The 24334-nt window shown below is 71.4% G+C and carries 25 protein-coding genes and 1 tRNA gene; 11 read left to right on the top strand and 15 right to left on the bottom strand.

The window, feature by feature from the left end; translation table 11 throughout:
* Positions 1-83 precede the first annotated feature (83 nt).
* The 6 genes from ACZ62B_RS10765 (at position 84) to ACZ62B_RS10740 (ending at position 5446) form a co-directional block, all read left to right on the top strand.
* The gene (locus tag ACZ62B_RS10765; protein WP_469689889.1) at positions 84-1181 is read left to right on the top strand and encodes a DNA cytosine methyltransferase; all 1098 of its coding nucleotides are present in this window, start codon (positions 84-86) and stop codon (positions 1179-1181) included.
* A complete protein-coding gene (locus tag ACZ62B_RS10760; RefSeq protein WP_469689887.1) occupies positions 1178-2068 on the top strand; it encodes a bifunctional DNA primase/polymerase in 891 nt (296 codons plus the stop codon). The genes ACZ62B_RS10765 and ACZ62B_RS10760 overlap by 4 nt, the downstream gene beginning before the upstream one ends.
* The gene (locus tag ACZ62B_RS10755) at positions 2065-2493 is read left to right on the top strand and encodes a hypothetical protein (protein WP_469689886.1); all 429 of its coding nucleotides are present in this window, start codon (positions 2065-2067) and stop codon (positions 2491-2493) included. The genes ACZ62B_RS10760 and ACZ62B_RS10755 overlap by 4 nt, the downstream gene beginning before the upstream one ends.
* Complete coding sequence (locus ACZ62B_RS10750; RefSeq protein WP_469689885.1) at positions 2490-3647, top strand: DUF3631 domain-containing protein; 1158 nt, start codon at positions 2490-2492, stop codon at positions 3645-3647. Before ACZ62B_RS10755 ends, ACZ62B_RS10750 begins: the two co-directional genes overlap by 4 nt.
* 174 nt (positions 3648-3821) lie before the next feature.
* On the top strand, positions 3822-4010 hold the full coding sequence (locus ACZ62B_RS10745; RefSeq protein WP_469689883.1) for a helix-turn-helix transcriptional regulator: 189 nt from the start codon (positions 3822-3824) through the stop codon (positions 4008-4010).
* 68 nt (positions 4011-4078) lie between these two features.
* The gene (locus ACZ62B_RS10740; protein ID WP_469689881.1) at positions 4079-5446 is read left to right on the top strand and encodes a tyrosine-type recombinase/integrase; all 1368 of its coding nucleotides are present in this window, start codon (positions 4079-4081) and stop codon (positions 5444-5446) included.
* A gap of 163 nt (positions 5447-5609) precedes the next feature.
* Here the strand turns inward: ACZ62B_RS10740 and ACZ62B_RS10735 are convergent.
* A tRNA-Tyr gene (locus ACZ62B_RS10735) sits at positions 5610-5691 on the bottom strand.
* A 235-nt stretch (positions 5692-5926) separates the two neighbouring features.
* Between ACZ62B_RS10735 and ACZ62B_RS10730 the strand changes: the two genes are divergently transcribed.
* Positions 5927-6415: a YajQ family cyclic di-GMP-binding protein gene (locus tag ACZ62B_RS10730; RefSeq protein WP_344560883.1), complete on the top strand. Its 489-nt coding sequence runs from the start codon at positions 5927-5929 to the stop codon at positions 6413-6415.
* A 140-nt stretch (positions 6416-6555) separates the two neighbouring features.
* On the opposite strand, the gene ACZ62B_RS10725 is transcribed toward ACZ62B_RS10730, so the two are convergent.
* Complete coding sequence (locus ACZ62B_RS10725; RefSeq protein WP_344560885.1) at positions 6556-6822, bottom strand: GlsB/YeaQ/YmgE family stress response membrane protein; 267 nt, start codon at positions 6820-6822, stop codon at positions 6556-6558.
* Positions 6823-6915: 93 nt separating this feature from the next.
* Here ACZ62B_RS10725 and ACZ62B_RS10720 point away from each other — a divergent pair, with 93 nt between their 5' ends.
* A complete protein-coding gene (locus tag ACZ62B_RS10720) occupies positions 6916-8172 on the top strand; it encodes an APC family permease (RefSeq protein WP_469689878.1) in 1257 nt (418 codons plus the stop codon).
* 117 nt (positions 8173-8289) lie between these two features.
* Here ACZ62B_RS10720 and ACZ62B_RS10715 read toward each other — a convergent pair whose 3' ends face one another.
* The 13 genes from ACZ62B_RS10715 to ACZ62B_RS10655 all read right to left on the bottom strand — a co-directional run bounded on the left by ACZ62B_RS10715 (position 8290) and on the right by ACZ62B_RS10655 (position 20275).
* Positions 8290-8850: an SMI1/KNR4 family protein gene (locus ACZ62B_RS10715; protein ID WP_469689876.1), complete on the bottom strand. Its 561-nt coding sequence runs from the start codon at positions 8848-8850 to the stop codon at positions 8290-8292.
* Between the two features lie 107 nt (positions 8851-8957).
* Complete coding sequence (locus tag ACZ62B_RS10710; protein WP_344560891.1) at positions 8958-9353, bottom strand: YccF domain-containing protein; 396 nt, start codon at positions 9351-9353, stop codon at positions 8958-8960.
* The gene (htpX, locus tag ACZ62B_RS10705) at positions 9350-10213 is read right to left on the bottom strand and encodes a zinc metalloprotease HtpX (protein WP_469689874.1); all 864 of its coding nucleotides are present in this window, start codon (positions 10211-10213) and stop codon (positions 9350-9352) included. Before htpX ends, ACZ62B_RS10710 begins: the two co-directional genes overlap by 4 nt.
* Before the next feature lie 233 nt (positions 10214-10446).
* Positions 10447-11946 (bottom strand): NADH-quinone oxidoreductase subunit N, encoded by a 1500-nt coding sequence (locus ACZ62B_RS10700; RefSeq protein WP_344560895.1) that lies wholly within the window; start codon positions 11944-11946, stop codon positions 10447-10449.
* Positions 11943-13517 carry a complex I subunit 4 family protein gene (locus ACZ62B_RS10695; RefSeq protein ID WP_468886457.1) on the bottom strand — a complete coding sequence of 525 codons (1575 nt, stop codon included), beginning with the start codon at positions 13515-13517 and terminating at the stop codon, positions 11943-11945. The genes ACZ62B_RS10700 and ACZ62B_RS10695 overlap by 4 nt, the downstream gene beginning before the upstream one ends.
* A 6-nt stretch (positions 13518-13523) precedes the next feature.
* Positions 13524-15521, bottom strand: coding sequence for an NADH-quinone oxidoreductase subunit 5 family protein (locus tag ACZ62B_RS10690; protein WP_469689872.1), 1998 nt, complete (start codon positions 15519-15521; stop codon positions 13524-13526).
* On the bottom strand, positions 15518-15925 hold the full coding sequence (nuoK, locus tag ACZ62B_RS10685) for an NADH-quinone oxidoreductase subunit NuoK (protein WP_469689870.1): 408 nt from the start codon (positions 15923-15925) through the stop codon (positions 15518-15520). Before nuoK ends, ACZ62B_RS10690 begins: the two co-directional genes overlap by 4 nt.
* Positions 15925-16557 (bottom strand): NADH-quinone oxidoreductase subunit J family protein, encoded by a 633-nt coding sequence (locus tag ACZ62B_RS10680; protein WP_344560904.1) that lies wholly within the window; start codon positions 16555-16557, stop codon positions 15925-15927. The genes nuoK and ACZ62B_RS10680 overlap by 1 nt, the downstream gene beginning before the upstream one ends.
* The gene (locus tag ACZ62B_RS10675) at positions 16554-17105 is read right to left on the bottom strand and encodes a NuoI/complex I 23 kDa subunit family protein (protein ID WP_073932808.1); all 552 of its coding nucleotides are present in this window, start codon (positions 17103-17105) and stop codon (positions 16554-16556) included. Before ACZ62B_RS10675 ends, ACZ62B_RS10680 begins: the two co-directional genes overlap by 4 nt.
* 2 nt (positions 17106-17107) lie before the next feature.
* Complete coding sequence (locus ACZ62B_RS10670) at positions 17108-18076, bottom strand: complex I subunit 1/NuoH family protein (protein ID WP_344560916.1); 969 nt, start codon at positions 18074-18076, stop codon at positions 17108-17110.
* Positions 18073-19254 (bottom strand): NADH-quinone oxidoreductase subunit C, encoded by a 1182-nt coding sequence (locus tag ACZ62B_RS10665; protein WP_469689867.1) that lies wholly within the window; start codon positions 19252-19254, stop codon positions 18073-18075. Before ACZ62B_RS10665 ends, ACZ62B_RS10670 begins: the two co-directional genes overlap by 4 nt.
* Positions 19251-19892 (bottom strand): NADH-quinone oxidoreductase subunit B, encoded by a 642-nt coding sequence (locus tag ACZ62B_RS10660; RefSeq protein WP_344560919.1) that lies wholly within the window; start codon positions 19890-19892, stop codon positions 19251-19253. The genes ACZ62B_RS10665 and ACZ62B_RS10660 overlap by 4 nt, the downstream gene beginning before the upstream one ends.
* Positions 19883-20275 carry an NADH-quinone oxidoreductase subunit A gene (locus ACZ62B_RS10655; protein ID WP_030860845.1) on the bottom strand — a complete coding sequence of 131 codons (393 nt, stop codon included), beginning with the start codon at positions 20273-20275 and terminating at the stop codon, positions 19883-19885. The genes ACZ62B_RS10660 and ACZ62B_RS10655 overlap by 10 nt, the downstream gene beginning before the upstream one ends.
* Before the next feature lie 231 nt (positions 20276-20506).
* Here ACZ62B_RS10655 and ACZ62B_RS10650 point away from each other — a divergent pair, with 231 nt between their 5' ends.
* The 3 genes from ACZ62B_RS10650 to ACZ62B_RS10640 all read left to right on the top strand — a co-directional run bounded on the left by ACZ62B_RS10650 (position 20507) and on the right by ACZ62B_RS10640 (position 24220).
* Entirely contained in the window at positions 20507-21778 is a 1272-nt protein-coding gene (locus tag ACZ62B_RS10650; RefSeq protein WP_344560922.1) for a sensor histidine kinase, read from the top strand.
* A 110-nt stretch (positions 21779-21888) separates the two neighbouring features.
* Positions 21889-23253 (top strand): sensor histidine kinase, encoded by a 1365-nt coding sequence (locus ACZ62B_RS10645; RefSeq protein ID WP_344560924.1) that lies wholly within the window; start codon positions 21889-21891, stop codon positions 23251-23253.
* Between the two features lie 307 nt (positions 23254-23560).
* Positions 23561-24220: a response regulator transcription factor gene (locus tag ACZ62B_RS10640; RefSeq protein ID WP_344561064.1), complete on the top strand. Its 660-nt coding sequence runs from the start codon at positions 23561-23563 to the stop codon at positions 24218-24220.
* Positions 24221-24334 lie beyond the last annotated feature (114 nt).

Genomic DNA, 24334 nt, shown 5'->3' with positions numbered 1-24334 from the left:
TGACTCGGGGCGGTCGCCTCTCGCCAAAGACCGCGACCGCCCCGTCAACCAGCACCCAACAAGAGAACTGGAGACACCCCAGCATGACCCAACCCACCGACATTCGGCGAGCACCTGACTCGCCGCACATCCTGTCGCTGTGCGCCGGCTACGGCGGCTTAGAGGCCGCGATCCGGGCCCGCATCGGCGGCCAGGTCGCCGCCTTCGCCGAGAACGACCCGCACGCCGCCACCGTGTTCACCCACCGGCACCCCGGGATGCCCAACCTCGGGGACATCCGGCACGTCGACTGGGACCGGGTCCGGGACGTGTTCCGGCCGGACGTGATCGGCGCCGGTTTCCCCTGCCGCAACACCTCCAACGCTGGACGAAGGGACGGGATCAATGGGCAGTGGTCGCGGGTCTGGAAAAACGTCGCTGAGGCTGTGGGCCACCTTCGACCGCGCCTCGTCTTCCTGGAAAACGTGGCGGCGCTCCGCTCGCGGGGGCTGGACGTCGTCGCCGCGGACCTGGCCGCGCTCCGGTATGACCTCCGGTGGACATGCGTACGCGCTGGTGACCCCGAAACCGGCGCCCCGCACGAGCGCGACCGCTGGTTCGCAGTTGCCCATCCCACTGATGCCGACCCCCACCAGCTCGGACGGCACTGGCGGCCCCGGAACCTCGCCGAAGCGCAAGGGCGGGATGAACCTGCGCACCGCGGTGACGAAACTCCCGCCCCCGCAGCCGTGAGCCTGCTGCCCACCCCGGCGGCCCGCGACTGGAAGTCCGGCGCGTCCAACCTTCTCGACAGGAACGCCCGGCCGCTGAACGAGGTGGCCGTAAACCTGCTCGCCGGCGTGGACACCACCCCGTCCGGGCCGGTCCCGCTGGACGAACGATGGGTGGCCGCCGACGGCACCGACTACGGGCCCGCGATCCGCCGGTGGGAGCACATCACCGGACGGCCGGCACCGTGCCCGACCGAACCGGGCACCCGCGGCAACCGGCGCCTGTCCCCGCTGTTCACCGAGTGGATGATGGGCCTGCCCGAAGGGTGGATCACCGCCGTGCCCGGCATCCCCCGCAAGGAGCAACTGAAGATCCTCGGCAACGGCGTCGTACCCCGCCAGGCCCACCACGCCTACGGCCTGCTGCTCGGCACCGTCACGGCCAGGCCCGCGTGGGGGGTGGCGGCATGAGCGAGGACCTGATGCGCGCCGCTCTGAACGCGGCCGAGCGAGGTTGGCGGGTGTTCCCGCTCCGTCCCGGTACGAAGCGGCCCGCGCTGCACGGCGAGAAGACGTGCACCGGCACCGGCCCGTGCACGGCCGGGCACCGGAAGTGGGAGCAGCGCGCCACCACCGACCCGGACCGCATCCGCGCGGCCTGGTCGCGGGCGCCGTTCAACGTCGGCATCGCCACCGGCCCGTCGGGACTGGTCGTGGTCGACCTGGACACGCCCGAGCACAAGGGCAGTTCGGACGCGCCTGACGGCGCGACGACCTTCGCAGCGCTCTGCGAGCGCGCCGGCCACGCCGTCCCCGACACCTACCGGACCCGGACCGCGAGCGGCGGGACGCACCTGTACTTCACCGCCCCGGACGGCGTCCGGCTGCCGAACACGGCCGGTACCGTCGCGGACGCGGTCGACACCCGCGCATGGGGCGGCTACGTCGTCGCCGCGGGCAGCATCACCCCCGCCGGACGGTACGAAGCGCTGAGCGACCCTGTGGCCGCGCCGCTGCCCGGATGGCTGTTGAGCATCCTGCAACCGGCTCCCGCGCGGCCCGTGGGCCCGCTCAGGCTCCCGGCGGTCGACGGGAGCCGGGCGGCCGTGGCCGCGCTGGAAGCCGAGTGCGCCGTCGTGGCCGCCGCACCGGAGGGGCTGCGCAATACCACGCTGAACCGCAGCGCGTTCAAGGTGGGGCGGTTCGTCGCGTGGGGCGACCTCCCCCGACACGTGGCCGAGGACGCCTTCCAAGCGGCAGGGGAGGCGGTGGGACTCACCGCTGCCGAGTGCCGCACCACGATCCGCAGCGCCCTGGACAGCAGCCTGCGCACCGCCCGGCCACGGGAGGTGGCATGAGCACCCCGCCCCGCCCCCGCTTGGAAGGCCAACCGGCCCCGACCACCGGCCCGCGCGCCGCCGGACCGAGCAGCGCCCGGTCGGCCGTGGGCGAGCCAGCAGGCGCCGCCCGTCAGGGCGTCGTCACTGCTTTTCGTTCGAACCGGTTCCCCGCCGACGGAGCGCACCCCAGTGCCGACCCGACGCCGGAGCGGCCCGGTATCCGCATCTACGCCCCGCCGGTCTACCGCCACCACTACGACGGGGCCCGCTGGTCCACACGGCACGGCGACACCCCCACCGCCGCCTACGCCTGCCCCTGCGGGCACACCAGCACCGCCCGCGGGCAGGACGCCGTGGCCGCGCTGGTCACCGAGTACGCCGCGCACAAGCACTTCTGCACTGGAGCTCCCACCCTGGGCGCCGAACGGAGGAACGCCGCATGAGCACCGCCATTGACGGGGCCGCGCTGCTGAACGAGGTGGAAGCCTTCCACCGGCGCTTCAACGTCTTCCCCACCGAGGCCGCCTACGTCGCCGTCGCGCTGTGGGACGCACACGCCCACCTGCTCGACTGCTTCGACTCCACCCCCCGCATCGCCTTTCTGTCCCCCGAACCGGGGTCCGGGAAGTCGCGGGCGCTGGAGATCGTGGAAACCCTCGTGCCGCAACCGATGGTGGCCGTCAACGCGTCCGCCGCCGCCCTGTTCCGGGCCGTGTCCGGGGCGAATGGCCGGCCGACGATCCTGTTCGACGAGATCGACACCATTTTCGGCCCCAAGGCTGGGGACAACGAGGAGTTGCGCGGGTTTCTCAACGCCGGTCACCGCCGCTCGGGCGTGACGTACCGGTGCATCGGCGACGGCGGCAACCAGACCGTGCAAGCCTTTCCGTCCTACTGCGCGGTCGCGGTCGCCGGTCTCGGCTCGCTGCCGGACACGATCCTGACCCGCTCCGTCGTCATCCGTATGCGCCGCCGGGCCCGCAGCGAACGGGTGGAAGCCTTCCGCGCCCGCATCCACGAGGCTGAGGGACACGCCCTGCGGGACCGGCTCGCCGCGTGGGCGGAGCAGGTCCGCGGGCAGGTGACGGGGGCGTGGCCGGAGATGCCGGACGGGGTGACCGACCGGCCGGCGGACGTGTGGGAACCTCTGCTCGCCGTCGCCGACGCCGCCGGGGGCGACTGGCCGCGCCGGGCCCGCGAAGCGTGCGTTGCGCTGGTCACCGCAGCGCAGCACACCGACAAGCACAGTCTCGGCATCCGGCTGCTGACCGACCTGCGCGATCACGTGCTGATCGGCATCGACCGGTTGCCGACCATCGCCATCATCGATCGGCTCAACGCCCTCGATGACGCCCCGTGGGCGGACCTGGACGGCAAGCCGCTCGACAACCGCAAGCTGTCGCGGATGCTCGGGGAGTACATGACGGCCGACAACGAGCCGATCCGCTCCCGCAACATCCGCACCGCTGGCGGAGTCCTCAAGGGATTCCACGCCGCCGACCTGGCCGACGCGTGGGCCCGCTACTGCCCACCTCCCCAGAACTCCGCTACATCCGCTACGCCGCTACAGCCCAGCTCAGAGCCGGTGAATCTGTAGCGGCACCCCAGCGTGTAGCGGCTACACCCGCTACCCCGTAGCGCGGACGTAGCCGCTACACGCAACCTCTCCGCTACAAAAAACCATCCGCTGACCTGCGATGTAGCGCTGTAGCGGATGTAGCGGACTTCTGAGAAGGCCCCCGGACGCCTCACCCCAGAAGGAGTCACCACCTTGGCCAGCCCCAAGATGCTCAAGCTCCCCGAAGTCCTCACCGAAATCGGCATGAGCCGCGCCGCCTTCTACCGCATGCGCGCCCGTGGGCAGGCGCCGCGGCTGGTGAAGCTGCCCAACGGCCACCTGCGGGTTCGCCGCAACGACCTGGACGACTGGCTCAGCAACCTGGACACCCCCGCCTACTGAACACATCGGCTCACCGACACCACCCAAGGGGCCCGGCTCATGCCGGGCCCCTTCCCAGAAAGGTTCCGATGGGAAAGACGTACGACGTTCGGATCTGGTCCGTCCGGCAACGGAAGGACCGCGGACAGACCTCTGCAGAGCTGCGCTGGAAAACGGGCGAGACTCCGCACTCCCAGACGTTCCGCACCAAGACCCTGGCAGACGGCCGACGCGCCGAGCTGCTGCGGGCAGCGCACGCCGGCGAGCCGTTCGACGAGTCCACCGGGGTGCCGGTCTCCGAGCTGCGGAAGCGCAACGACGTGAGTTGGTACCAGCACGCACGCGAGTACATCGAGATGAAGTGGCAGCACTCCCCCGGTTCGACGCGTCGGACGCTCGCGGAAGCCATGGCCACGGTGACGCCGGCGCTTGTCACAAACACCAAGGGAATGGCCGACGCCAAGACCGTGCGAACGGCTCTCTACAGCTGGGCGTTCAACATGAGCCGCCGTGACCAGGAACTCCCGGACGACGTGGCCGCCGTGCTGGCATGGTTCGAGCGGAAGTCGCTGCCCACGTCCGCTCTGGCCGACCGGATGCACGTGCGCGCGGCTCTGGACGCCCTGACCAAGAAGCTGGACGGCACCACGGCATCCGCGTCGACCATCCGGCGGAAGCGGGCCATCTTCCACAACGCCCTCGGCTACGCCGTCGACGCTGGCCGCCTAACGGACAACCCTCTGCCACAGGTGCAGTGGAAAGCTCCGGAGCAGGTAGCGGAGGAACTGGACCCCGCCTCAGTGCCAGACCCCCGGCAGGCTCTCGCGCTGCTCGATGCCGTGCGCACGCAGAGCCCTCGCGGGCGGCGCCTGGTCGCGTTCTTCGGCTGCATGTACTACGCGGCGGCACGGCCAGCGGAAGTCATCGGTCTCCGTCTCCAGGACTGCGACCTGCCCCGGCGAGGGTGGGGCACTCTGCGCCTCCGAGAGACCCGCCCGCGCTCGGGGTCGGCCTGGACGGACAGCGGTGAGGCGCACGACCGGCGAGGGCTCAAGCACCGGCCCCGGAAAGCAGTCCGCACCGTGCCGATCCCGCCCGATCTTGTGAGCCTGCTCCGGTGGCACGTCATCGCGTACGGCGTCGCTCCCGACGGGCGGCTGTTTCGGACGCAACGCGGCGGGCTCATCCAAGACACCGGATATGGCGAGGTGTGGGCAGAGGCCCGCACACGCGCTCTCACGCCCGCTCAGTGCGCTTCGCTGCTGGCGAAGCGCCCATATGATCTACGCCACGCCGCCGTGTCCACGTGGCTCAGCTCCGGTGTGGAACCGCAGGAGGTGGCCGCGCGCGCCGGCCACAGCGTGGCCGTGCTGTTCCGGGTGTACGCCAAGTGCCTGGACGGCGGTGCGGCCACGGCGAACGCCCGGATCGAGCGGGCGCTGAGGAACGGCGGCTAGGAGGGTCGAGGCTGCCCCACGCCTGCCCCACACGGACTGGTCAGCACCCGAATCAGGGTGAGACATACTGGGAAAAAGCACCCATAGTGACCAGACCGCGCCCGTGAACGCCGAAAGGGTCTGCGATCAGCATTGCTGCTGGTCACAGACCCTTTCGGTCTTGTGGCGGCGCCAGGATTCGAACCTGGGAAGGCTGAGCCGGCAGATTTACAGTCTGCTCCCTTTGGCCGCTCGGGCACACCGCCTGGGTCGCTGCCGTCGAACCGCTTTTCGGCGGTGCTCCTTGGCAACGACGTAAACAATACCCGATGGACAGGGGTGCTTCGCCACCCGATTGATCGCCACCCGGAGGCCGGGGGGTGACTAGGCTGGTCCGGATGCGGCCGGGGACCGATGCCGGGCTCGGGGGCCGCTTCACGTACGCCGGTACGCATCCGGTGCGCAGCCCGGTACGCACCCCGATACAAGGAGCCACAGGACATGGCCGACTCCAGTTTCGACATCGTCTCGAAGGTCGAGCGGCAGGAGGTCGACAACGCCCTCAACCAGACCGCCAAGGAGATCTCGCAGCGCTACGACTTCAAGGGCGTGGGTGCCTCGATCTCGTGGTCCGGGGAGAAGATCCTCATGGAGGCGAACTCCGAGGACCGGGTGAAGGCCGTCCTCGACGTCTTCCAGTCCAAGCTGATCAAGCGGGGCATCTCCCTGAAGGCCCTGGACGCGGGTGAGCCCCAGCTCTCGGGCAAGGAGTACAAGCTCTTCGCGTCGATCGAGGAGGGCATCTCCCAGGACAACGCGAAGAAGGTCGCGAAGATCATCCGCGATGAGGGCCCGAAGGGCGTGAAGGCCCAGGTGCAGGGCGACGAGCTGCGGGTCAGCTCCAAGAGCCGCGACGACCTGCAGACCGTCATCGCGCTGCTCAAGGGCAAGGACTTCGACTTCGCCCTGCAGTTCGTGAACTACCGGTAGGTCCGGCCGGACCAGGGCCGGGGGCGCTCGCGCGCCGCACGGACACGAGGCGAGGTACGAGGAAGGGTGGGCACCCTGCGCGGTGACCACCCTTCTCGCCTGCCGGCTGCGGTTCGGGGACCGCCGCGCGCGGTGCCCGGTCAGTCGCGTGAGTGGCCGAACAGGATGCGGTAGGCGATCAGGAGGACCAGCGAGCCGCCGATCGCGGCGGCCCAGGTGGTGCCGTCGTAGAAGTCCTTGGTGATCGGGTGGTCGAGCCAACGCGCCGATATCCAGCCGCCGATGAAGGCACCCGCGACGCCGATCAGCGTCGTGCCGACGAGGCCGCCCGGGTCACGGCCGGGCAACAGGAACTTCGCTATGGCTCCGGCCAACAGTCCCAGGATGATCCAGCTGATGATCGTCATGCCGTGAACCTGCCCCTTTCCCGCTGTTCTCGCACTTTGAAAGACGTCGTCCGTACGCATGCCGGTTGCATGTGATCAGTAGAGTGCGGCCCCATGACAGACACGTCCGGTCCCGCACTGCGGCGCACGCTCGGCGTCGGCGATGCCGTGGTCATCGGTCTCGGCTCGATGGTGGGAGCCGGGATCTTCGCCGCCCTGGCGCCCGCCGCGCACGCGGCCGGTTCCGGGCTGCTCCTCGGGCTGGCGGTCGCCGCCGTGGTCGCCTACTGCAACGCCACCTCGTCGGCGCGCCTCGCCGCCCGCTACCCGGCCTCGGGCGGCACGTACGTGTACGGGCGCGAGCGGCTCGGGGACTTCTGGGGGTACCTCGCGGGCTGGGCGTTCGTGGTCGGGAAGACGGCCTCCTGCGCGGCGATGGCCCTCACCGTGGGCGCGTACGTCTGGCCGGGGCAGGCGCACGCCGTGGCGGTGGCCGCCGTGGTGGCGCTGACCGCGGTGAACTACGGCGGTGTCCAGAAGTCCGCGTGGCTGACGCGGGTGATCGTGGGTGTGGTCCTGGCCGTCCTCGCTTCCGTGGTGGTGGTGTGCCTGACGTCGGGGGAAGCCGAAGCCGGGCGGCTGGACATCGGGGTCTCCGACGGTGCCGGCGGGGTGCTGCAGGCGGCCGGTCTGCTGTTCTTCGCCTTCGCCGGGTACGCCCGTATCGCGACCCTCGGCGAGGAGGTCCGGGACCCGGCGCGCACCATCCCCCGGGCGATCCCGCTGGCCCTGGGCATCGCGCTGGTCGTGTACGCGGCTGTCGCTGTGGCCGTCCTCTCGGTACTGGGGCCGAAGGGACTGGGCGACGCCACCGCGCCGCTCGCCGACGCGGTGCGGGCCGCCGGTGTTCCCGGGCTGGTGCCGGTGGTGCGGGTGGGGGCGGCGGTGGCCGCGCTGGGTTCGCTGCTCGCCCTGATCCTGGGGGTCTCACGGACGACGCTGGCCATGGCCCGGGACCGGCATCTGCCGGGTGCCCTCGCCGCCGTGCATCCGCGGTTCCAGGTGCCGCACCGGGCGGAACTGGCCGTGGGCGCGGTGGTCGCCGTCCTGGCCGCCACGGTGGATGTGCGGGGCGCGATCGGTTTCTCCTCCTTCGGTGTGCTGACGTACTACGCGGTGGCCAACGCATCGGCCTGGACACTCGATCCACGGCCGGTGACGCGGGTGGTGCCGGCGGTGGGGCTCGCCGGGTGCCTGGTGCTGGCGTTCTCGCTGCCGTGGGTTTCGGTGGCCGTGGGCGCGGGGGTGCTGGTGGCGGGGGTGGTGGCCTACGGCGTGCGGCGAGGGCGGGCGGTGACCGGTAGCCGGTAGCCGTGGCGGGGTGTCCCGGGTGCGAGGTGAGCCGGGTTCCCCAGGCGTGTCCGGCACCTCAGACCTCGAACCCGGGGACGTTTCGCTGGGCGCCGCGGCGGTCTCCGCGGAGTTCGGTCAGGGCGTCGGCGCCCCGCGGCCCGCGAAACCGTCCCAGGGCGCCAGGTCCACCCCCTCGTTCTCCTCCTCGTACCAGCCCGTGCCCTGGACCCAGGAGCGGAGCCAGTGCGTGAGGCCGGGAGCGTCGAGGAACCAGGCGTGGTCGGGGTCGCCCGGGTTGGGTTCGAAGAGGAGGACGGTGGCCTGGGGCGAGCGGCAGTCGACGCAGGCGTACATGCCGCAGCCCCAGTGGGATATGGGCAGCACTCCCTCGGGCCAGGGCCAGTCGGGGTCCTCTCGGCCGCTCTCGCGGTTGGCGAGGTACTGGGCCACGGCGGCGGGTTCACCGGAGGGCGCGCTGTCCAGCAGGGGCAGCAATCCGTACTCGGGGCCGAATCCGCCGTCCGCTATACGCAGATAGAGCTCGGCGAGCAGCGGGGGCAGGGCGAAGCCCAGCGTGGCCTCGGCGCGTGCCAGGGTGGCCTCGTCGATGGGCTCGGGGAGGGAAGGCCAGCCCCATGGGCGGGTGTTGCGGGCCTTTTCCGCCACCTGTGTCAGCAACTGCTCGTGCTCGGTCATGGGTTCATCATGCGGGCCGCCACTGACATCCGTGCGGGTCTGTGGACAACCTCCGGGTTGTGGACGACGCCCGGGTCATGACGCGACCGAGGGGGGCGTCTCCCGCCTCATCCGCGCTGCGTGAACGACCGGTCCGTCCGCACGATTTCGCGGCCCAGGGGGAACAGTGAGACCGGGATCAGCTTGAAGTTGGCGACACCCAGCGGGATTCCGATGATCGTCACGCACAGGGCGATGCCGGTGACGATGTGGCCGAGCGCCAGCCACCAGCCCGCGAGGAGCAGCCACAGCACGTTGACGAGGAAGGACGGGGCTCCCGCGTCCCGGCGCTCGACCGTCGTGTACCCGAAGGGCCACAGGGCGTAGACGCCGATACGGAAGGCGGCGACGCCGAAGGGGATGCCGATGACCGTGACGCAGAGCAGCACGCCCGCGAGCAGGTAGCCGAGGAACAGCCAGAAGCCGCTGAAGACGAGCCATATGAGATTCAGGATGGTCTTCACTGGTGACCTGCCATCTTCTCGAGCCGGGCGATGCGTTCCGCCATCGGCGGGTGGGTGGAGAACATCTTCGAGAGCCCCTGGCCCGGGCGGAACGGGTTGGCGATCATCATGTGGCTGGCCGTCTCGATGCGGGGCTCGGGGGGCAGGGGGAGCTGCTTGGTGCCGTGTTCCAGTTTGCGCAGGGCGCCGGCGAGGGCGAGGGGGTCGCCGGTGAGCTGGGCGCCGGAGGCGTCGGCCTCGTACTCCCGGGAGCGGCTGATGGCCAGCTGGATGAGGGACGCGGCGAGCGGGCCGAGGATCATGATCAGCAGCATGCCGAGGAGACCGGGGCCGTCGTCGTCGTCGTCCGAGCGGCCGATCGGGATCAGCCAGGCGAAGTTGACCAGGAACATGATCACGGAGGCGAGGGCGCCGGCGACCGAGGAGATCAGGATGTCGCGGTTGTAGACGTGGCTGAGTTCGTGGCCGATGACGCCGCGCAGCTCCCGCTCGTCGAGCAGGCGCAGGATGCCTTCGGTGCAGCACACGGCCGCGTTGCGCGGGTTGCGGCCGGTGGCGAAGGCGTTGGGGGCCTCGGTCGGGGAGATGTACAGGCGCGGCATGGGCTGGCGGGCCTGGGTGGAGAGCTCGCGGACCATGCGGTACAGCCCCGGGGCCTCGAACTCGCTCACCGGGCGGGCGCGCATCGCGCGCAGGGCCAGCTTGTCGCTGTTCCAGTACGCGTACGCGTTGGTGCCCAGCGCGATCAGGACGGCGACGACGAGTCCCATGCGGCCGAAGAAGCTGCCGATGACGATGATGAGTGCGGACAGTCCCCCGAGGAGGACTGCTGTCCTGAGCCCGTTGTGCCGGCGGTGCACGGTACGCCCTCCAAATCGTGTGGCAGGGGGACCCTTGCTTGCTGATCTTCCTTCTGACCTGCGCTGTCCACTGGTCTTGTGGTGTCACGTCCAGTGGACCCTCCCGTACCGGTCAACGCCAGGCGAAGGGCACTAGTTCCCTTGTGCGCGCGGTGGCGCGTGTCACCCGTCCGGGTGACGACCGTCCGGAGCGTCCCATTCGGCCACGCGCGCGTGGCCGAATGGGCGGTTCCTCAGAAGAGCCCGGTGTCGGTGAAGCGCAGGACCAGCTGGGGTGCGCCGGACAGGGCGATGCCGAGGACTCCGGTCAGGGAGAGGGCGGCGGTGAGGGGGGCGGGGAGCCGGTGTTCGACCGGTTCGCCCTCGGGGGCGCGGAACAGCAGGGCCGTCCACTGGAGGTAGTAGACCAGCGCGATGACGACGTTGACGGCCATGACGACGGCGAGCCAGCCGAGTCCGGCGTCGACGGCCGCGGAGAACACGGTGACCTTGGCGAAGAGGCCGATGATGCCCGGCGGGAGTCCGGCGAGGCAGAGCAGGAAGAAGCCCAGGAGGAGCGCGGTGAGGGGGTTGGAGGCGTAGAGGCCGCGGTAGTCGGCGACGCGGTTGAGGCGGTGCGCGCGGCCGACGAGGGCGGCCACGGCGAACGCGCCGAGGTTCACGGCGCCGTACATGAGGGCGTAGGCGACGGTGGAGCCGATCGACTTCTCGGGGTCGCCGGAGTACCCGGCGGCGGCGATCGGCACCAGGAGGTAGCCGGCCTGGCCGACGGACGACCAGGCGAGGAGGCGTACCGCGCTGTACGCGCGCGTGGCCTGCTGTCTGAGGGCTCCCACGTTGCCGACGGTCATGGTGAGGGCGGCCAGCACGGCGAGGGCCGGACCCCAGACGTCGGCGTACGACGGGAGGGCGACGACGGTGACGAGGATCAGGCCGGAGAAGCCGACCGCTTTGCCGATGACCGACAGGTAGGCGGCGATCGGCAGGGGGGCGCCCACGTAGGTGTCGGGGACCCAGAAGTGGAAGGGGACGGCGGCGGTCTTGAAGGCGAAGCCGATGAGGGTGAGGACGACGCCGGTCTGGGTGAGGGTGTGGAGCTGTCCGTCGACGTCCTGGACGCGTTCGGCGACCAGGGTGAGGTGGAGGGTTCCGGTGGCGGCGTAGACGAAGCTGATGCCCAGCAGGCTGACGGCGGTGGCGGTGACGGAGGACAGGAAGAACTTCAGGGCCGCTTCGGAGGACTTCCGGTCGCCGTGCCTGAGGCCGACCAGGGCGAAGGCGGGCAGGGAGGCGACCTCCAGGGCGACGACGAGGGTCGCGAGGTCGCGGGAGGCGGGCAGGAGGGCCGCGCCGGCCGCGGAGGAGAGGAACAGGAACCAGTACTCGCCCTCGGGGAGCCGTTTGCCTTCGTCCTTCAGGGCGGTGACGGACAGGAGGGCGGTCAGCAGGGCGCCGCCGAGGACCAGGAACTGGATGACGAGGGTGAAACGGTCCGCGGTATAGCTGCACACGCCTTCGTCGCCGACCAGGCAGAAGGTGCCGCGGTCGGCGTCGAGGAGGGGCAGCAGCATCAGTGTGGCGGCGGCGAGTCCGGCCACCGAGAGCCAGCCCAGGAGCGGTTTCCGCCTCTCGTCGACGAACAGGTCGGCGACGAGGACGACGAGTCCGACGACCGCCGTGATGGTGGGCGGCGCGACGGCCAGCCAGTCGACGGACTGGACGAGGGAGCTCATCGGGTGCCTCCTGCGAGGAGCTGCTGCACGGCCGGGTCGGTCAGTCCGAGGAGGGCCTTCGGCCAGAGGCCGGTGACGACGGTGAGGACGACGAGCGGGGTCCAGGCCGCGAACTCGTAGGAGCGCACGTCGGTGAGTTCCGGGGCGTCCTGGGGTGCGGCGCCCATGCAGACCCTGCGGACCACGACCAGCAGGTACGCGGCCGTCAGCAGGGTGCCGAACGCGCCGATGGCCATGAAGGTGAGGAAGGCGGGGCGGCTGAGGCCTTCGGCGGGGTCGAAGGCGCCGAACAGGGCGAGCATCTCGCCCCAGAATCCGGCGAGGCCGGGCAGGCCGAGGGAGGCGACGGCGGCGAACGCGAGCAGGCCGCCGAGGCGCGGGGCCTTGCCGTAGAGGGCGGCGCCGGTCTCCTTCGCGAGGGTGTCGAGGTCGGTGCTGCCGGTGCGGTCCTTGAGGGCGCCGACCAGGAAGAACAGCAGGCCGGTGATGAGGCCGTGGGCGATGTTGGCGAACAGGGCGCCGTTGACGCCGGTCGGGGTCATGGTCGCGACTCCGAGGAGGACGAAGCCCATGTGGCCGACGGAGGAGTAGGCGATGAGGCGTTTGAGGTCGCCCTTCGCGCCCCGCTTGGCGAGGGCCAGGCAGGCGAGGGACCCGTAGATGACGCCGACGACGGCGAACGCGGCGAGGTACGGCGCGAAGGTGCGGAAGCCGTCCGGTGCGGCGGGCAGCAGGATCCGTACGAACCCGTACGTGCCCATCTTCAGCAGGACACCGGCCAGCAGGACCGAGCCGACGGTCGGCGCGGCGGTGTGGGCGTCGGGCAGCCAGCTGTGCAGCGGCCACATCGGGGTCTTGACCGCGAGCCCGATCCCGATCGCCAGTACGGCGATGACCTGCACGGATGTGGTCAGAGACCGGCCGTTGTCAGTGGCGAGTGCCACCATGTCGAACGTGCCCGCCTTGATTCCGATCAGGAGCAGGCCGAGCAGCATGACCACGGAGCCGAGCAGCGTGTAGAGGATGAACTTCCAGGCGGCCTCGGCCCGGCCCTCGCCGCCCCAGCGGGCGATGAGGAAGTACATCGGGATGAGGACCGTCTCGAAGGCGAGGAAGAACAGGACCAGGTCGAGGACGGCGAAGGTCGCGAGGGTGCCGGACTCGAGGACGAGCAGCAGGGCGACGAAGGCCTTCGGGGACGGGCCCGTGGGCGGCTTGAAGTACGAGTGGAGCGCGCAGAGGAAGGTCAGCAGCGCGGTCAGGACCAGGAGGGGGAGGGAGATGCCGTCGGTGCCGAGGTGGATGCGCACGTCCAGTGCCGGGATCCAGCTGATGTCGGTCGTGGCCTGCATCTTCGACGGCTGGTCGTGGTCGAAGCCGAGCGCGAGGACGATCGCCGCGATGAGGATCGCGCCGGTGACGGTCACGCCGTGGCGGAGCACCGCCTGGTCGGGTGACTTCCCCTTCAGTCCGGGCGGGGCCGGCAGGAGAGCGGCGGCGGCGCCGAGGAGCGGGCCGACGACGAGCAACGCCAGAAGGAACTGCATCACGGACTCGTTGATATCGATCACGCCTGCTCACGCTCCCGTGGCGACGAGGACGGCGGCGACCGCGAGGACGACGGTGCCGGCGAGCAGCGCGCTCACATAGGTCTGCAGATTGCCCGTCTGGGCCCGTCGTACGGCGGCGCCGAGCCAGCGGGGCAGCGTGCCCGCGCCGCGTACGTAGGTCTCGACGACCTCGCGGTCGAGGAACCGCACGAGGCTCGCGCCGGCCCGGACCGGGCGGACGAAGAGGGTCGTGTACACGGCGTCCAGGTGGAAGCCGGCGGCCGCGTGGCGGTGCAGCGGGCCGAGCAGCAGCCGTCCGGGGTCCGACGGGTCGGGTGCGTACGCGATGTCTCCGTAGGCCGGTTCGTGGGCGGCGATGGCCTCCGCCTCGACCAGTCCGGCGTCGCCCTCGGGGTGGGCGGCGACGGCACCTAGGGGGACGCGGGCGGCGGCGTGCGCGGTGGTGTGCCGCCAGGTGGCGTAGGTGAGGATGCCGCCGACCAGGGCCACGCCGGTGCCGAGCACGGAGGTGGTGAGCGTCGGGGTCAGGTCGTGGCCGTCGAACCAGTCGGGCAGTACGCGGAAGGCGAACCCGCCGAGCGCGAGGGACGGTACGGCGAGCACCCACAGCACCGTGGTCATCGTCAGTGGCTGCCTGCCGTGGTCGGGCGCCTCGGTTCCGTACCCGCGGAAGGCCAGCAGCCACAGCCGCATCGCGTACGCGGCGGTCAGCAGGGCCGTGACGAGGCCGGCGAGGAGGACGATCCAGCCCGCCGCGGCGGGAGCGTGTTCTGTGTGGCCGGTGACGACGTGTTCGGCGACGCCGAGGACGGCCTCCTTGGAGAAGAAGCCGCTGAACGGCGGGATCGCGGCGAGCGCGAGGAGCGCCACGGTCATCGTCCAGTAGGCGTCGGGGACCCGGTCCCGCAGATGGCCCATGCGGGACATGGCGGCCAGTGAGTTGGTGCCGGCGGCGTGGATGATCACGCCGGCCGCGAGGAACAGCAGCGCCTTGAAGGCGCCGTGGGACAGGAGGTGGAAGACGGCGGCGCCGCGGTCGGCGACGGCGAGGGCGCCGGTCATGTAGCCGAGCTGGCCGATCGTCGAGTAGGCGAGGACACGTTTGATGTCGTCCTGGGCGAGCGCGGCGAGCGCCGAGCCGGCCATGGTCACGGCGGCCATGACGGCGAGGACGGTCATCGCGGCCTGCGAGGCCTCGAAGAGCGGGAGGAGACGGGCGATGAAGTAGACACCGGCGGCGACCATGGTCGCGGCGTGGATCAGCGCGGAGACGGGGGTCGGACCCGCCATCGCGTCGGGGAGCCAGGTGTGCAGCGGGAACTGCGCCGACTTGCCGGCCACGCCCGCCAGGAGCAGCAGGGCGATCAGCGTGGGGTGTTCGATGCCGCCGTTCGCGACGGCGCCGAGGATCCGGGTGATGCGGAAGGACCCGGCTTCGGTGGCGACGGCGAACAGGCCGATGAGGAAGGGGACGTCGCCGAGCTTGGTGACCAGGAAGGCCTTGAGGGAGGCGGCGCGGGCCTCGGGGGTCTCCCAGTAGTGACCGACGAGGAAGTAGGAGCAGATGCCCATGACTTCCCAGCCGACCAGCAGCACCATCAGGTCGCCTGAGTAGACGACCAGGAGCATCGCGGAGGTGAACAGGGAGACGAGGGCGGCGTAGGAGGGGTAGCGCGGGTCGTCGCGCAGGTAGCCCGTCGAGTAGATCTGCACGCAGCCGGCGACGACGGTGACCAGGACGGCGGTCAGCGCGGCGAAGCCGTCGATGTGCAGGGCGAGTTCGATCGGGACCGAGCCGGTGGGGGTGAGTTCGGTCGCGGCGTCGACGGCCTGGTCCCCGCCCTGGCGCCAGGCGACCGTGACGGCCAGTGCGAGGGAGGTGAGCGTCGGCAGGACGGCGAGCGGGCGGACGAAGCCGGGGGCCGTGCGGCCCAGGAGCAGCCCGGCGAGCGCGCCGAGGAACGGGAGGAGAGGGACGAGGACGGCGAGGGTGGTCGTGGTCACGCGGTGGCCTCAGCCTTCTCGCCGGCCGTCCGGGGTGCGGGGGCCTCGCGGCCGGTGGCGTCGCCGTCGGGGCCGTCGGGCTCGTGGCCCTCGGCGGTGTCGCGGAGTTTGTCGATGTCCGAGGTGCCGCGGTTGCGGTACACGGCGAGGACGATCGCCAGGCCGATGCCGATCTCGGCGGCGGCGATGGCGATGGTGAACAGGGTGAGGGCCTGGCCGGAGTGCAGGGTCTCCTCGGCGGTCCGGCTGAGCCAGACGTCGAAGGCGACCAGGTTCAGGTTGACGGCGTTGAGCATCAGCTCGACCGACATCAGGACGAGGATCGCGTTGCGGCGGGCGAGGACGCCGTACAGGCCGGTGCAGAAGAGGAGGGCGGACAGGACGGCGGGATAGACGAGGTGCATCAGCGGGCCCCTTCCGTGTCGCGCCGGGTGCCCGTCGCGCCGGACGCGGCGTCGGCCTTCGCCTTGCGGGACAGGACGATCGCGCCGACGAGGGCGGCGAGGAGGAGGACGGAGAGGGCTTCGAAGGGGAGGACCCAGTGCTGGAAGAGACTCGCGCCGGTGACGTCCGTGGAGCCGGCGGGTGCGCCGTCCAGGTCGATCCAAGTGGTGCGGAAGGCGTCGACGACCACCCACACCAGGGCGGCCGCGGCGGCGACGGCCACGGCGAGGGCGACCCAGCGGTTGCCGGAGTCGGCGTCCGGTGAGCGGCCGATGGGGGCCCTGGTGAGCATCAGCCCGAACAGGAGGAGGACGACGACGGAACCGACGTAGATGAGGACCTGCACCCAGGCGATGAACTCGGCGGTGAGCAGGAGGTATTCGACGGCGAGACCGCCGAGGGCCACCACCAGCCACAGGGCGGCGTGCACCAGCTGCCGGGTGGTGACGGTGACGACGGCGGCCCCGAAGGTGACCAGGCCGACGAGGAGGAAGGCGATCTCCACGCCGGTCGGGGAGAGGAAGCCGTGCGCCTCGGCGGCGGTGGTGGTCGTGGCGTGCGCGGCCGTTCCCGCCGCTGCGGCGAGGATCACGACTCCTCCTCCTGCGGTTCGGCCTGGGCGGCGGCGAGCTTGTCGGCGGTCTTGCGGGCGGCGGCGAGTTCCTTCGGCTCCTCGGCGCCGGGGTCGAGGGCGGGCGGGGCCGGGACGGTCCACATCCACTCGCGGAGCTTGTCCCGCTCGTGGGTGAGGTCGCGGATGTCGGTCTCGGCGTACTCGAACTCCGGGGACCAGAACAGGGCGTCGAAGGGACAGACCTCGATGCAGATACCGCAGTACATGCACAGGGAGAAGTCGATGGCGAAGCGGTCGAGGACGTTGCGGCTGCGTTCGCGGCCGCCGGGGGTCGCCGCCGGGACCGTCTCCTTGTGGGAGTCGATGTAGATGCACCAGTCCGGGCACTCGCGGGCGCACAGCATGCAGACCGTGCAGTTCTCCTCGAACAGGCCGATCACCCCGCGGGTGCGGGGCGGGAGGTCGGGCTGGGTGTCCGGGTAGGGGGCGGTGACGGACTTCTTCGTCATCGTCCGCAGGGTGACGGCCAGGCCCTTGGCCAGGCCGGAGCCGGGGATGGGAGCCATGGTTACCGGATCACCACCTTCACGATGCCGGTGAGGGCGATCTGGGCGAGGGAGAGGGGGACGAGGAGGGTCCAGGAGAGCTTCTGGAGCTGGTCCTCGCGCAGTCGGGGGTAGGTGACGCGGAGCCAGATGACGAGGAAGGCGAGGACCGCGGTCTTCAGCAGGGTCCAGACCCAGCCGAGCCCGTCGGCGCCCCAGGGGCCGTGCCAGCCGCCCAGGAACAGGACGGTGGTCAGGCCGCACAGGACGACGATCCCGGCGTACTCGGCGAGGAGGAACAGGGCGAAGCGCAGGCCGGTGTACTCGGTGTACGCGCCGAAGATGATCTCCGAGTCGGCGACCGGCATGTCGAAGGGCGGGCGCTGGAGCTCGGCGAGGCCGGCGACGAAGAAGACGAGTGCGCCGGTGATCTGCCAGGGCAGCCACCACCACTCGAACGCGTCGAGGATGCCGACGAGGGAGACGGTGCCGGCCGCCATCGCCACGGAGGCGGCGGTGAGCAGCATCGGGAGTTCGTAGGCGAGGAGCTGGGCGGCGGTGCGCAGGCCGCCGAGGAGGGAGAACTTGTTGGCGGAGGCCCAGCCGGCCATGAGCGAACCGAGGACGCCCACGCCCATGACGGCGAGGACGAAGAAGACGCCCGCGTCGATCACCTGGCCGACCGCGCCCTCGCCCGGGCCGATCGGGACGGCCAGCAGGACGAGGAGGTACGGCAGGAGGGCGACGGCGGGGGCGAGCTGGAAGATGCGCCGGTCCGCGCCGGCCGGGACCACGTCCTCCTTCTGCGCGAACTTCACGCCGTCGGCGATGAGCTGGGCCCAGCCGTGGAATCCGCCGGCGTACATCGGGCCGAGGCGGCCCTGCATGTGGGCCATCACCTTGTGCTCGGTCTGCCCCACGATCAGGGGGAAGGTGAGGAAGACGACGAACACGACCAGGAGTCGCAGGGCGACGTCGAGCACGTCGTTCACCGCGGGCCTCCTGAGGGGTCTTCGGGGGTGGGGGTCTCGGGGGCGCCGCGTCCGGGCTCCGAGCCGGGCTCCGAGCGGGGCTCGGGAGCCGACTCCGTTTCCGCCTCGTCGGCGGCCGGCTCCCCATCGGTCTCCGCTTCGGGCCCGTCGAAGGCGGGACGCGCGTGGTGCCACGGGGCGTCCGCGCTGCGGGGGGCTGCGGGGGTCTTTCGGTCGTGCCGGTCCTCGGTGGGGACGGGGGCGGACCGGTCACCGGCTGCCGCGGGCGCGTCCGGCGACTCTGTGCGCTGACTCGCGGAACCCTCGGACGCGGTGCGCGCCCGGCGGGGGCCGCCGGCTGCCGAGGCACCGGAACGCTGCGACGCCGACCCTTCGCCCGCACTCCGCGCCCGTCGCGCCGGGGCGCCGGCCGCGTCGGGGCGCGCTTCCGCCGCCTGGCTCGCGGAACCTTCCGCCGCCGAGCGGGTACGACGCGGTGGGGCCGAGGTCTCGGGTGTGCCCGCCTGGCTCGCCGAGCCCTCGGCCGCCGAGCGGGTGCGGCGGGGGCGGTCCGGCGTCGTGCCCGCCGCCCGGCCCGTGCCTCGGGCCGGGCGGGCCGGGGCCGGGGGGAGCTGGCCCTTGAGGGGGCCCCATTCGTTGGGGTCGGGTACGCCGGGGGGAAGCATCTGGCGGCGCTTGGGGCCGCCGTGCTCGGATTCGCCGGGTTCCTTGGCGCCGGGCCAGGCCTTGGCGACCCGGGCCGCGAGGACGAAGTCCTTGCGCAGGGGGTGGCCCTCGAAACCGTCCGGCAGGAGCAGGTGGTCCAGGCCCGGGTGGCCCGTGAAGTCGACGCCGAACATCTCGTGCGTCTCGCGTTCGTGCCACGCGGCGCCCGCGTAGACGTCCACGGCGGAGGGCAGCGTGGGGGCCTCGTGCGGCACCGTGGTGCGCAGCAGCAGGCGCCGCACCGGGGCCAGGGCGGCGACGTGCGCCGTGACGCGGAACCCGGTGCCGGGTTCGTCGACCGCGCTCAGCCAGTCGAAGAAGGTGCAGCCGACCCGGTCGCGCGCGGCCTCCAGCGCGGTGATCCAGGAGGCGGGCGGTACGTCGACGGTCAGGACGCCGTACGACTCCTCCGCCGTGGCCTCCGCACCGAACAGTTCCTCGGCGTCGGCGGGGAGCCAGCCGACCGCGGTCATCGGCCCTCCTCCTCACCGGACGGCGCCGGGGGCCGGACCAGCCCGCTCTGCAGCGCCGCCGCCGACGGCCGCCCCGCGCCGGAGGCGGACCCGTACCGCTCCCCCAGCGACTCCCGTGCGATCTTCTCCTGGAGTTTCAGGATCCCCTGGAGCAGCGCCTCGGGCCGGGGCGGGCAGCCGGGGACGTAGACGTCGACCGGGATGATCTGGTCCACGCCCTTGGTGACGGAGTAGGAGTCCCAGTACGGGCCGCCGCAGTTGCTGCACGCGCCGAAGGAGATGACGTACTTGGGCTCGGGCATCTGCTCGTACAGGCGCTTCACGGCGGGCGCCATCTTGTCCGTGACCGTGCCGGAGACGACCATCAGGTCGGCCTGGCGCGGCCCCGGCGCGAAGGGGATGACGCCGAGGCGGATGAAGTCGTGGCGGGCCATCGACGCGGCGATGAACTCGATCGCGCAGCAGGCGAGGCCGAAGTTGAAGACCCACAGCGAGTAGCGGCGGCCCCAGTTGAGGACCACCTTCATCGGCTCGGGTGCCAGTCGGGCGAGCGCGCCGAGCCTCCCCCTGGCTTCGCCGGGGGGACCCCCAGGTTCCGGGAGCAGGACCGGCTCGGGGGCGGCAGGGTTCACGTCCATGTCAGGACGCCCTTCTTGTATGCGTACAGCAGTCCCACGGCGAGGAAGCCGAGGAAGATGAACATCTCCACGAGGGTGGTCGCGCCGTAGCCGTCGGCGGCGAAGACGGTCGCCCAGGGGAAGAGGAAGATCGAGTCGACGGCGAAGATCACGTAGAGGAAGGCGTAGACGTAGTAGCGGACCTGGGTGTGGGCCCAGCCCTCGCCGACGGGGTCGACTCCGCACTCGTACGTCAGGAGCTTCTCGGGCGTGGGGACCACCGGCCGCAGCAGGCGTCCCGCCCCGAAGGCGACGGCGACGAACAGCAGGCCGACGACGGCGAGCAGTCCGACGACCGAGTAGGACTGGAAGTAGTCCGCCGCGACGACGGTCGTTTCCCGCACGTCCGCCCCTCACTCCCTTGATCGGTGCCCTGGCCCGTGCCTGTGCCGTGCCCTTGATCCGTGCCGGTGAACGTCACGGTTCGACGATCTGTACGCACGGGAGTCTAGGCCCTGATAAATGCACCGTAAGCAGCCCGTCACCGCTCGGCATGCGGGGGTGGGGTTTTCCTCAGTGCATCCTGGCGGTCCACCTCATGGCGCAGGCCCCCGGCTCCGGGCACGCTTGTGCCCATGACCGAACCATTCCCGAATCCGGGCACGCCCGTGACGGCACTCCCGGAGCCGGCCGAGCGCGGCGACCGCCCGCCACCGGCCCGTTTCGCGTACGACGCGCACACCTGGAAGGAGATCGCCCACCTCCTGGCGAACCTGCCGGTGTCGCTGGTCGGTTTCGTCTACACGGTGACCATGCTGTTCACCGGCGTGGGACTGACCGTCACGGTGATCGGGTTCCCGCTGCTCGCGCTCGGGCTGACGGGTTCCCGGCTGCTGGGCAGGATGGAGCGGGCGCGGGCCAGGAAGCTGCTCGGGGTGCGGGTGGAGGAGCCGAGCCGGCTGCCGATGCGCGGTACCGACGGGTTCTGGCCGCAGTTGTGGATGGCGGTCAAGGACCCGGTGGGCTGGCGCGCCGTCCTGTACGAGCTCATACGGATGCCGTGGGGCGTCCTCACCTTCGTCGTCACGCTGACCGGTCTGTTCGTGCTGTGGCCGGTGCTGCCGTTCATCGTGCGGGGCCTGGCCAACGCCGACCGGGCGATGGTGTGCGGTCTGCTGTCGCCCTCCGACGAACTGGAGCGGCGCATCGCCGAGCTGGAGTCGGACCGCGGGATCGTGGTGGACACGGCGGCGGCGGACCTGCGGCGCATCGAGCGCGACCTGCACGACGGGGCGCAGGCCCGGCTGGTCAATCTGGCGATGGGGCTGGGCCTGGCCAAGGAGAAGCTGCTGGAGGATCCCGACGCCGCGGCGTCGATGGTCGACGAGGCGCACGGCGAGGTGAAGCTGGCGTTGCAGGAGCTGAGGGACCTCGCCCGGGGCATCCATCCCGCGGTCCTGACCGACCGGGGTCTGGACGCGGCACTGTCCTCGGTCGCCTCGCGCTGCACGGTGCCGGTGAAGGTGACGGTCGACCTGGACGAGCGGCCGGCCGCCGCCATCGAGGGCATCGCCTACTTCACCGTCTCGGAGCTGCTGCAGAACGTCAGCAAGCACAGCCGGGCCCGGTCGGCCGCGGTGGACGTGTGGCGGTCGGAGGGCCGGCTGCTCGTACAGGTGTGGGACGACGGGCGCGGGGGCGCGAGCCTGGACGGCGGGACGGGTATGCGGGGTCTCGCCGACCGGCTGGGCGCGGTGGACGGTCTGTTCGTCGTGGAGTCGCCGGAGGGCGGTCCGACGACGGTGACGGCCGAGCTGCCGTGGCGGGACCGTTCCGGTGCCCTGGCCGAGGGCCCGGGCAGGGCCAGGAAGGCGTCCAAGGAGGCGTCCGTCCGCGGCCGGGGGTAGGGAAAACCCCCCGTCCAAGACTGCGACGGACTCCATGGTCCGCCGACCTGCGGCGGAGCAGTCTGGAGGTACGACAGCACAGCCGCCGGACGAGGAGAAGGACGACGCCGATGAGCACGGAGTACGGACAGGGCTACGGGCTCCCCACGGAGTCCGGGTATCCCGGGCGCGCCGAGGGACGGCGGCACCGGCTGCCGGCCGCGCTGCGGGCGCCGGTCGAGGGGCGCACCTGGCGCGAGCTGGGATACGTGCTGCTGAGCCTGCCGATCAGCGTTCTGCTGTTCACCTACGCGATCACGATGGTGTCGCTGGGGGCGGGCCTGCTGGTGACGTTCCTCGGCGTCCCGGTGCTGGCGGCGGCGCTCGCCGGCTGCCGCGGGTTCGGGGCGGTGGAGCGGGCGCGGGCGCGGGGGCTGCTGGGGCTGGAGGTGGCCGAGCCGGAGCCGCTGCGGATGAGGCGGCAGGGGTTCATGGCGTGGATCGGGGCCGTGCTCAAGAGCGGTGCCTCCTGGCGGGCCCTGCTGTACGCGGTGCTGCAGCTGCCGTGGGCGGTGCTCTCCTTCGTCGTCACCGTGACCGTCTGGTCGGTGGGCTGGTCGCTGCTGACGTATCCGCTGTGGTTCTGGGTCTTCCCGATGTACGCCGGGCAGGACGGCATACAGCTGTACGGCGACGAGCACCACCGGATCTACCTGGACAACCCGTTCGAGATCACGGTGACCGCGGGAGTGGGTCTGCTGTTCACCCTCGCCACGCCGTGGATCGTGCGGGCGCTGACGATGGTGGACCGGGTGATGGTGCACGGACTGCTCGGACCGTCCCGGCTGGCCACGCGGGTGGTGGAGCTGGAGTCGGACCGCGGGGTCGTGGTGGACACGGCGGCGGCGGACCTGCGGCGCATCGAGCGCGACCTGCACGACGGGGCGCAGGCCCGGCTGGTGGCTCTGGCCATGGATCTGGGGCTGGCGAAGGAGAAGCTGCGGGAGGATCCGCGGGTCGCGGCGCGGATGGTGGACGAGGCGCACGGCGAGGTGAAGACGGCGCTGCAGGAGCTGCGGGACCTGGCCCGCGGCATCCATCCGGCGGTGCTGACCGACCGGGGTCTGGACGCGGCGCTGTCCTCGGTCGCCTCGCGGTGCACGGTGCCGGTGCAGGTGGAGGTTGACCTGACGGAGCGGCCCGCGCCGGCCATCGAGGGCATCGCCTACTTCACCGTCTCGGAGCTGCTGCAGAACATCAGCAAGCACTCGCGGGCGACCTGGGCGGCCGTGGAGGTGTGGCGGACGGAGAACCGGCTGATGCTCCAGGTCGTGGACAACGGCGTGGGCGGCGCCGACGTGTCCGAGGGTTCCGGACTGGCCGGGCTGGCGGAGCGGCTGGACGCGGTGGACGGGATCCTGGTGGTGGACTCCCCCGCGGGCGGCCCGACGCGGGTGACCGCCGAACTGCCCTGGCGGGCGGAGCGGACACGTTGAGAACGGGCTGAGACCGGGAGACCGGGCTGAGACCGGCAGGCCCACGGACCGGTGGACCGACGGACCGGCAGGCCGACGGGCCGGCTCCACAGGAGAAACCGACGAAACCAACGGAACCGGCAGAACCGGCGGGTGGGTGCGAGCCGTGAGCTCGCACCCACCCGCCTCGACGGCACCCCCCGATCGCGTTGCCCCGCCCCATCCCCCACCGGATGCTGGAATGCTGGACCTGACGACCGGGCCCGCCACGAGGGCGGGTCCGGATCAGGGGCATGGGGGGCCGAGGAACGTGAACGTGGAGGACAGGGTGCGGGTGGTCATCGCCGAGGATTCGGTGCTGCTGCGGGAGGGCCTGACCCGGCTGCTGACCGACCGTGGGCACGAGGTCGTGGCCGGTGTCGGTGACGGTGACGCGTTGATCAAGACCATCACCGAGCTGGACGGGGAGAACCAGCTCCCGGACGTCGTGGTGGCCGACGTGCGGATGCCGCCGACGCACACGGACGAGGGGGTGCGGGCCGCGGTGCAGTTGCGCAAGACGCATCCGGGCATCGGCGTGCTGGTGCTGTCACAGTACGTGGAGGAGCGCTACGCCACGGAGCTGCTCGCCGGTTCCAGCCGCGGTGTCGGTTATCTGCTCAAGGACCGGGTGGCCGAGGTCCGTGAGTTCGTGGACGCGGTGGTGCGCGTCGCCCGGGGCGGTACGGCGCTGGATCCCGAGGTGGTCGCGCAGCTGCTGGGGCGCAGCCGCAAGCAGGACGTGCTCGCGGGGCTCACCCCGCGGGAGCGGGAGGTCCTGGGGCTGATGGCGGAGGGCAGGACGAACTCGGCGATCGCCAGGCAGCTGGTGGTCAGCGACGGTGCCGTGGAGAAGCACGTCAGCAACATCTTCCTGAAGCTGGGGCTGTCCCCGAGCGACGGCGATCACCGGCGGGTGCTGGCCGTTCTCACCTACCTCAATTCCTGATCGAGGACGTCTCGAAGTCGTGTCCAACATGCGAATGACCCAGGGAAGGCGACCCTTACGGACGTAGGGTTTATTCGGGGAAGGCCTGCGGGAAGGCCGTCCCGGACAGCCGCC

This window comes from Streptomyces sp. NPDC053426, assembly GCF_055585405.1.
Note: the sequence above shows the minus strand (reverse complement) of the source record. Positions and strands in the feature narration are given on the sequence as shown.

Coding starts and splice junctions, on each gene's coding strand:
- ACZ62B_RS10765 (WP_469689889.1), top strand. CDS start 84: ATGACCCAACCCACCGACATTCGGCGAGCACCTGACTCGCCGCACATC.
- ACZ62B_RS10760 (WP_469689887.1), top strand. CDS start 1,178: ATGAGCGAGGACCTGATGCGCGCCGCTCTGAACGCGGCCGAGCGAGGT.
- ACZ62B_RS10755 (WP_469689886.1), top strand. CDS start 2,065: ATGAGCACCCCGCCCCGCCCCCGCTTGGAAGGCCAACCGGCCCCGACC.
- ACZ62B_RS10750 (WP_469689885.1), top strand. CDS start 2,490: ATGAGCACCGCCATTGACGGGGCCGCGCTGCTGAACGAGGTGGAAGCC.
- ACZ62B_RS10740 (WP_469689881.1), top strand. CDS start 4,079: ATGGGAAAGACGTACGACGTTCGGATCTGGTCCGTCCGGCAACGGAAG.
- ACZ62B_RS10730 (WP_344560883.1), top strand. CDS start 5,927: ATGGCCGACTCCAGTTTCGACATCGTCTCGAAGGTCGAGCGGCAGGAG.
- ACZ62B_RS10725 (WP_344560885.1), bottom strand. CDS start 6,822: ATGACGATCATCAGCTGGATCATCCTGGGACTGTTGGCCGGAGCCATA.
- ACZ62B_RS10720 (WP_469689878.1), top strand. CDS start 6,916: ATGACAGACACGTCCGGTCCCGCACTGCGGCGCACGCTCGGCGTCGGC.
- ACZ62B_RS10715 (WP_469689876.1), bottom strand. CDS start 8,850: ATGACCGAGCACGAGCAGTTGCTGACACAGGTGGCGGAAAAGGCCCGC.
- ACZ62B_RS10700 (WP_344560895.1), bottom strand. CDS start 11,946: ATGAGCTCCCTCGTCCAGTCCGTCGACTGGCTGGCCGTCGCGCCGCCC.
- nuoK (WP_469689870.1), bottom strand. CDS start 15,925: ATGCACCTCGTCTATCCCGCCGTCCTGTCCGCCCTCCTCTTCTGCACC.
- ACZ62B_RS10675 (WP_073932808.1), bottom strand. CDS start 17,105: ATGGCTCCCATCCCCGGCTCCGGCCTGGCCAAGGGCCTGGCCGTCACC.
- ACZ62B_RS10665 (WP_469689867.1), bottom strand. CDS start 19,254: ATGACCGCGGTCGGCTGGCTCCCCGCCGACGCCGAGGAACTGTTCGGT.
- ACZ62B_RS10660 (WP_344560919.1), bottom strand. CDS start 19,892: ATGGACGTGAACCCTGCCGCCCCCGAGCCGGTCCTGCTCCCGGAACCT.
- ACZ62B_RS10650 (WP_344560922.1), top strand. CDS start 20,507: ATGACCGAACCATTCCCGAATCCGGGCACGCCCGTGACGGCACTCCCG.
- ACZ62B_RS10645 (WP_344560924.1), top strand. CDS start 21,889: ATGAGCACGGAGTACGGACAGGGCTACGGGCTCCCCACGGAGTCCGGG.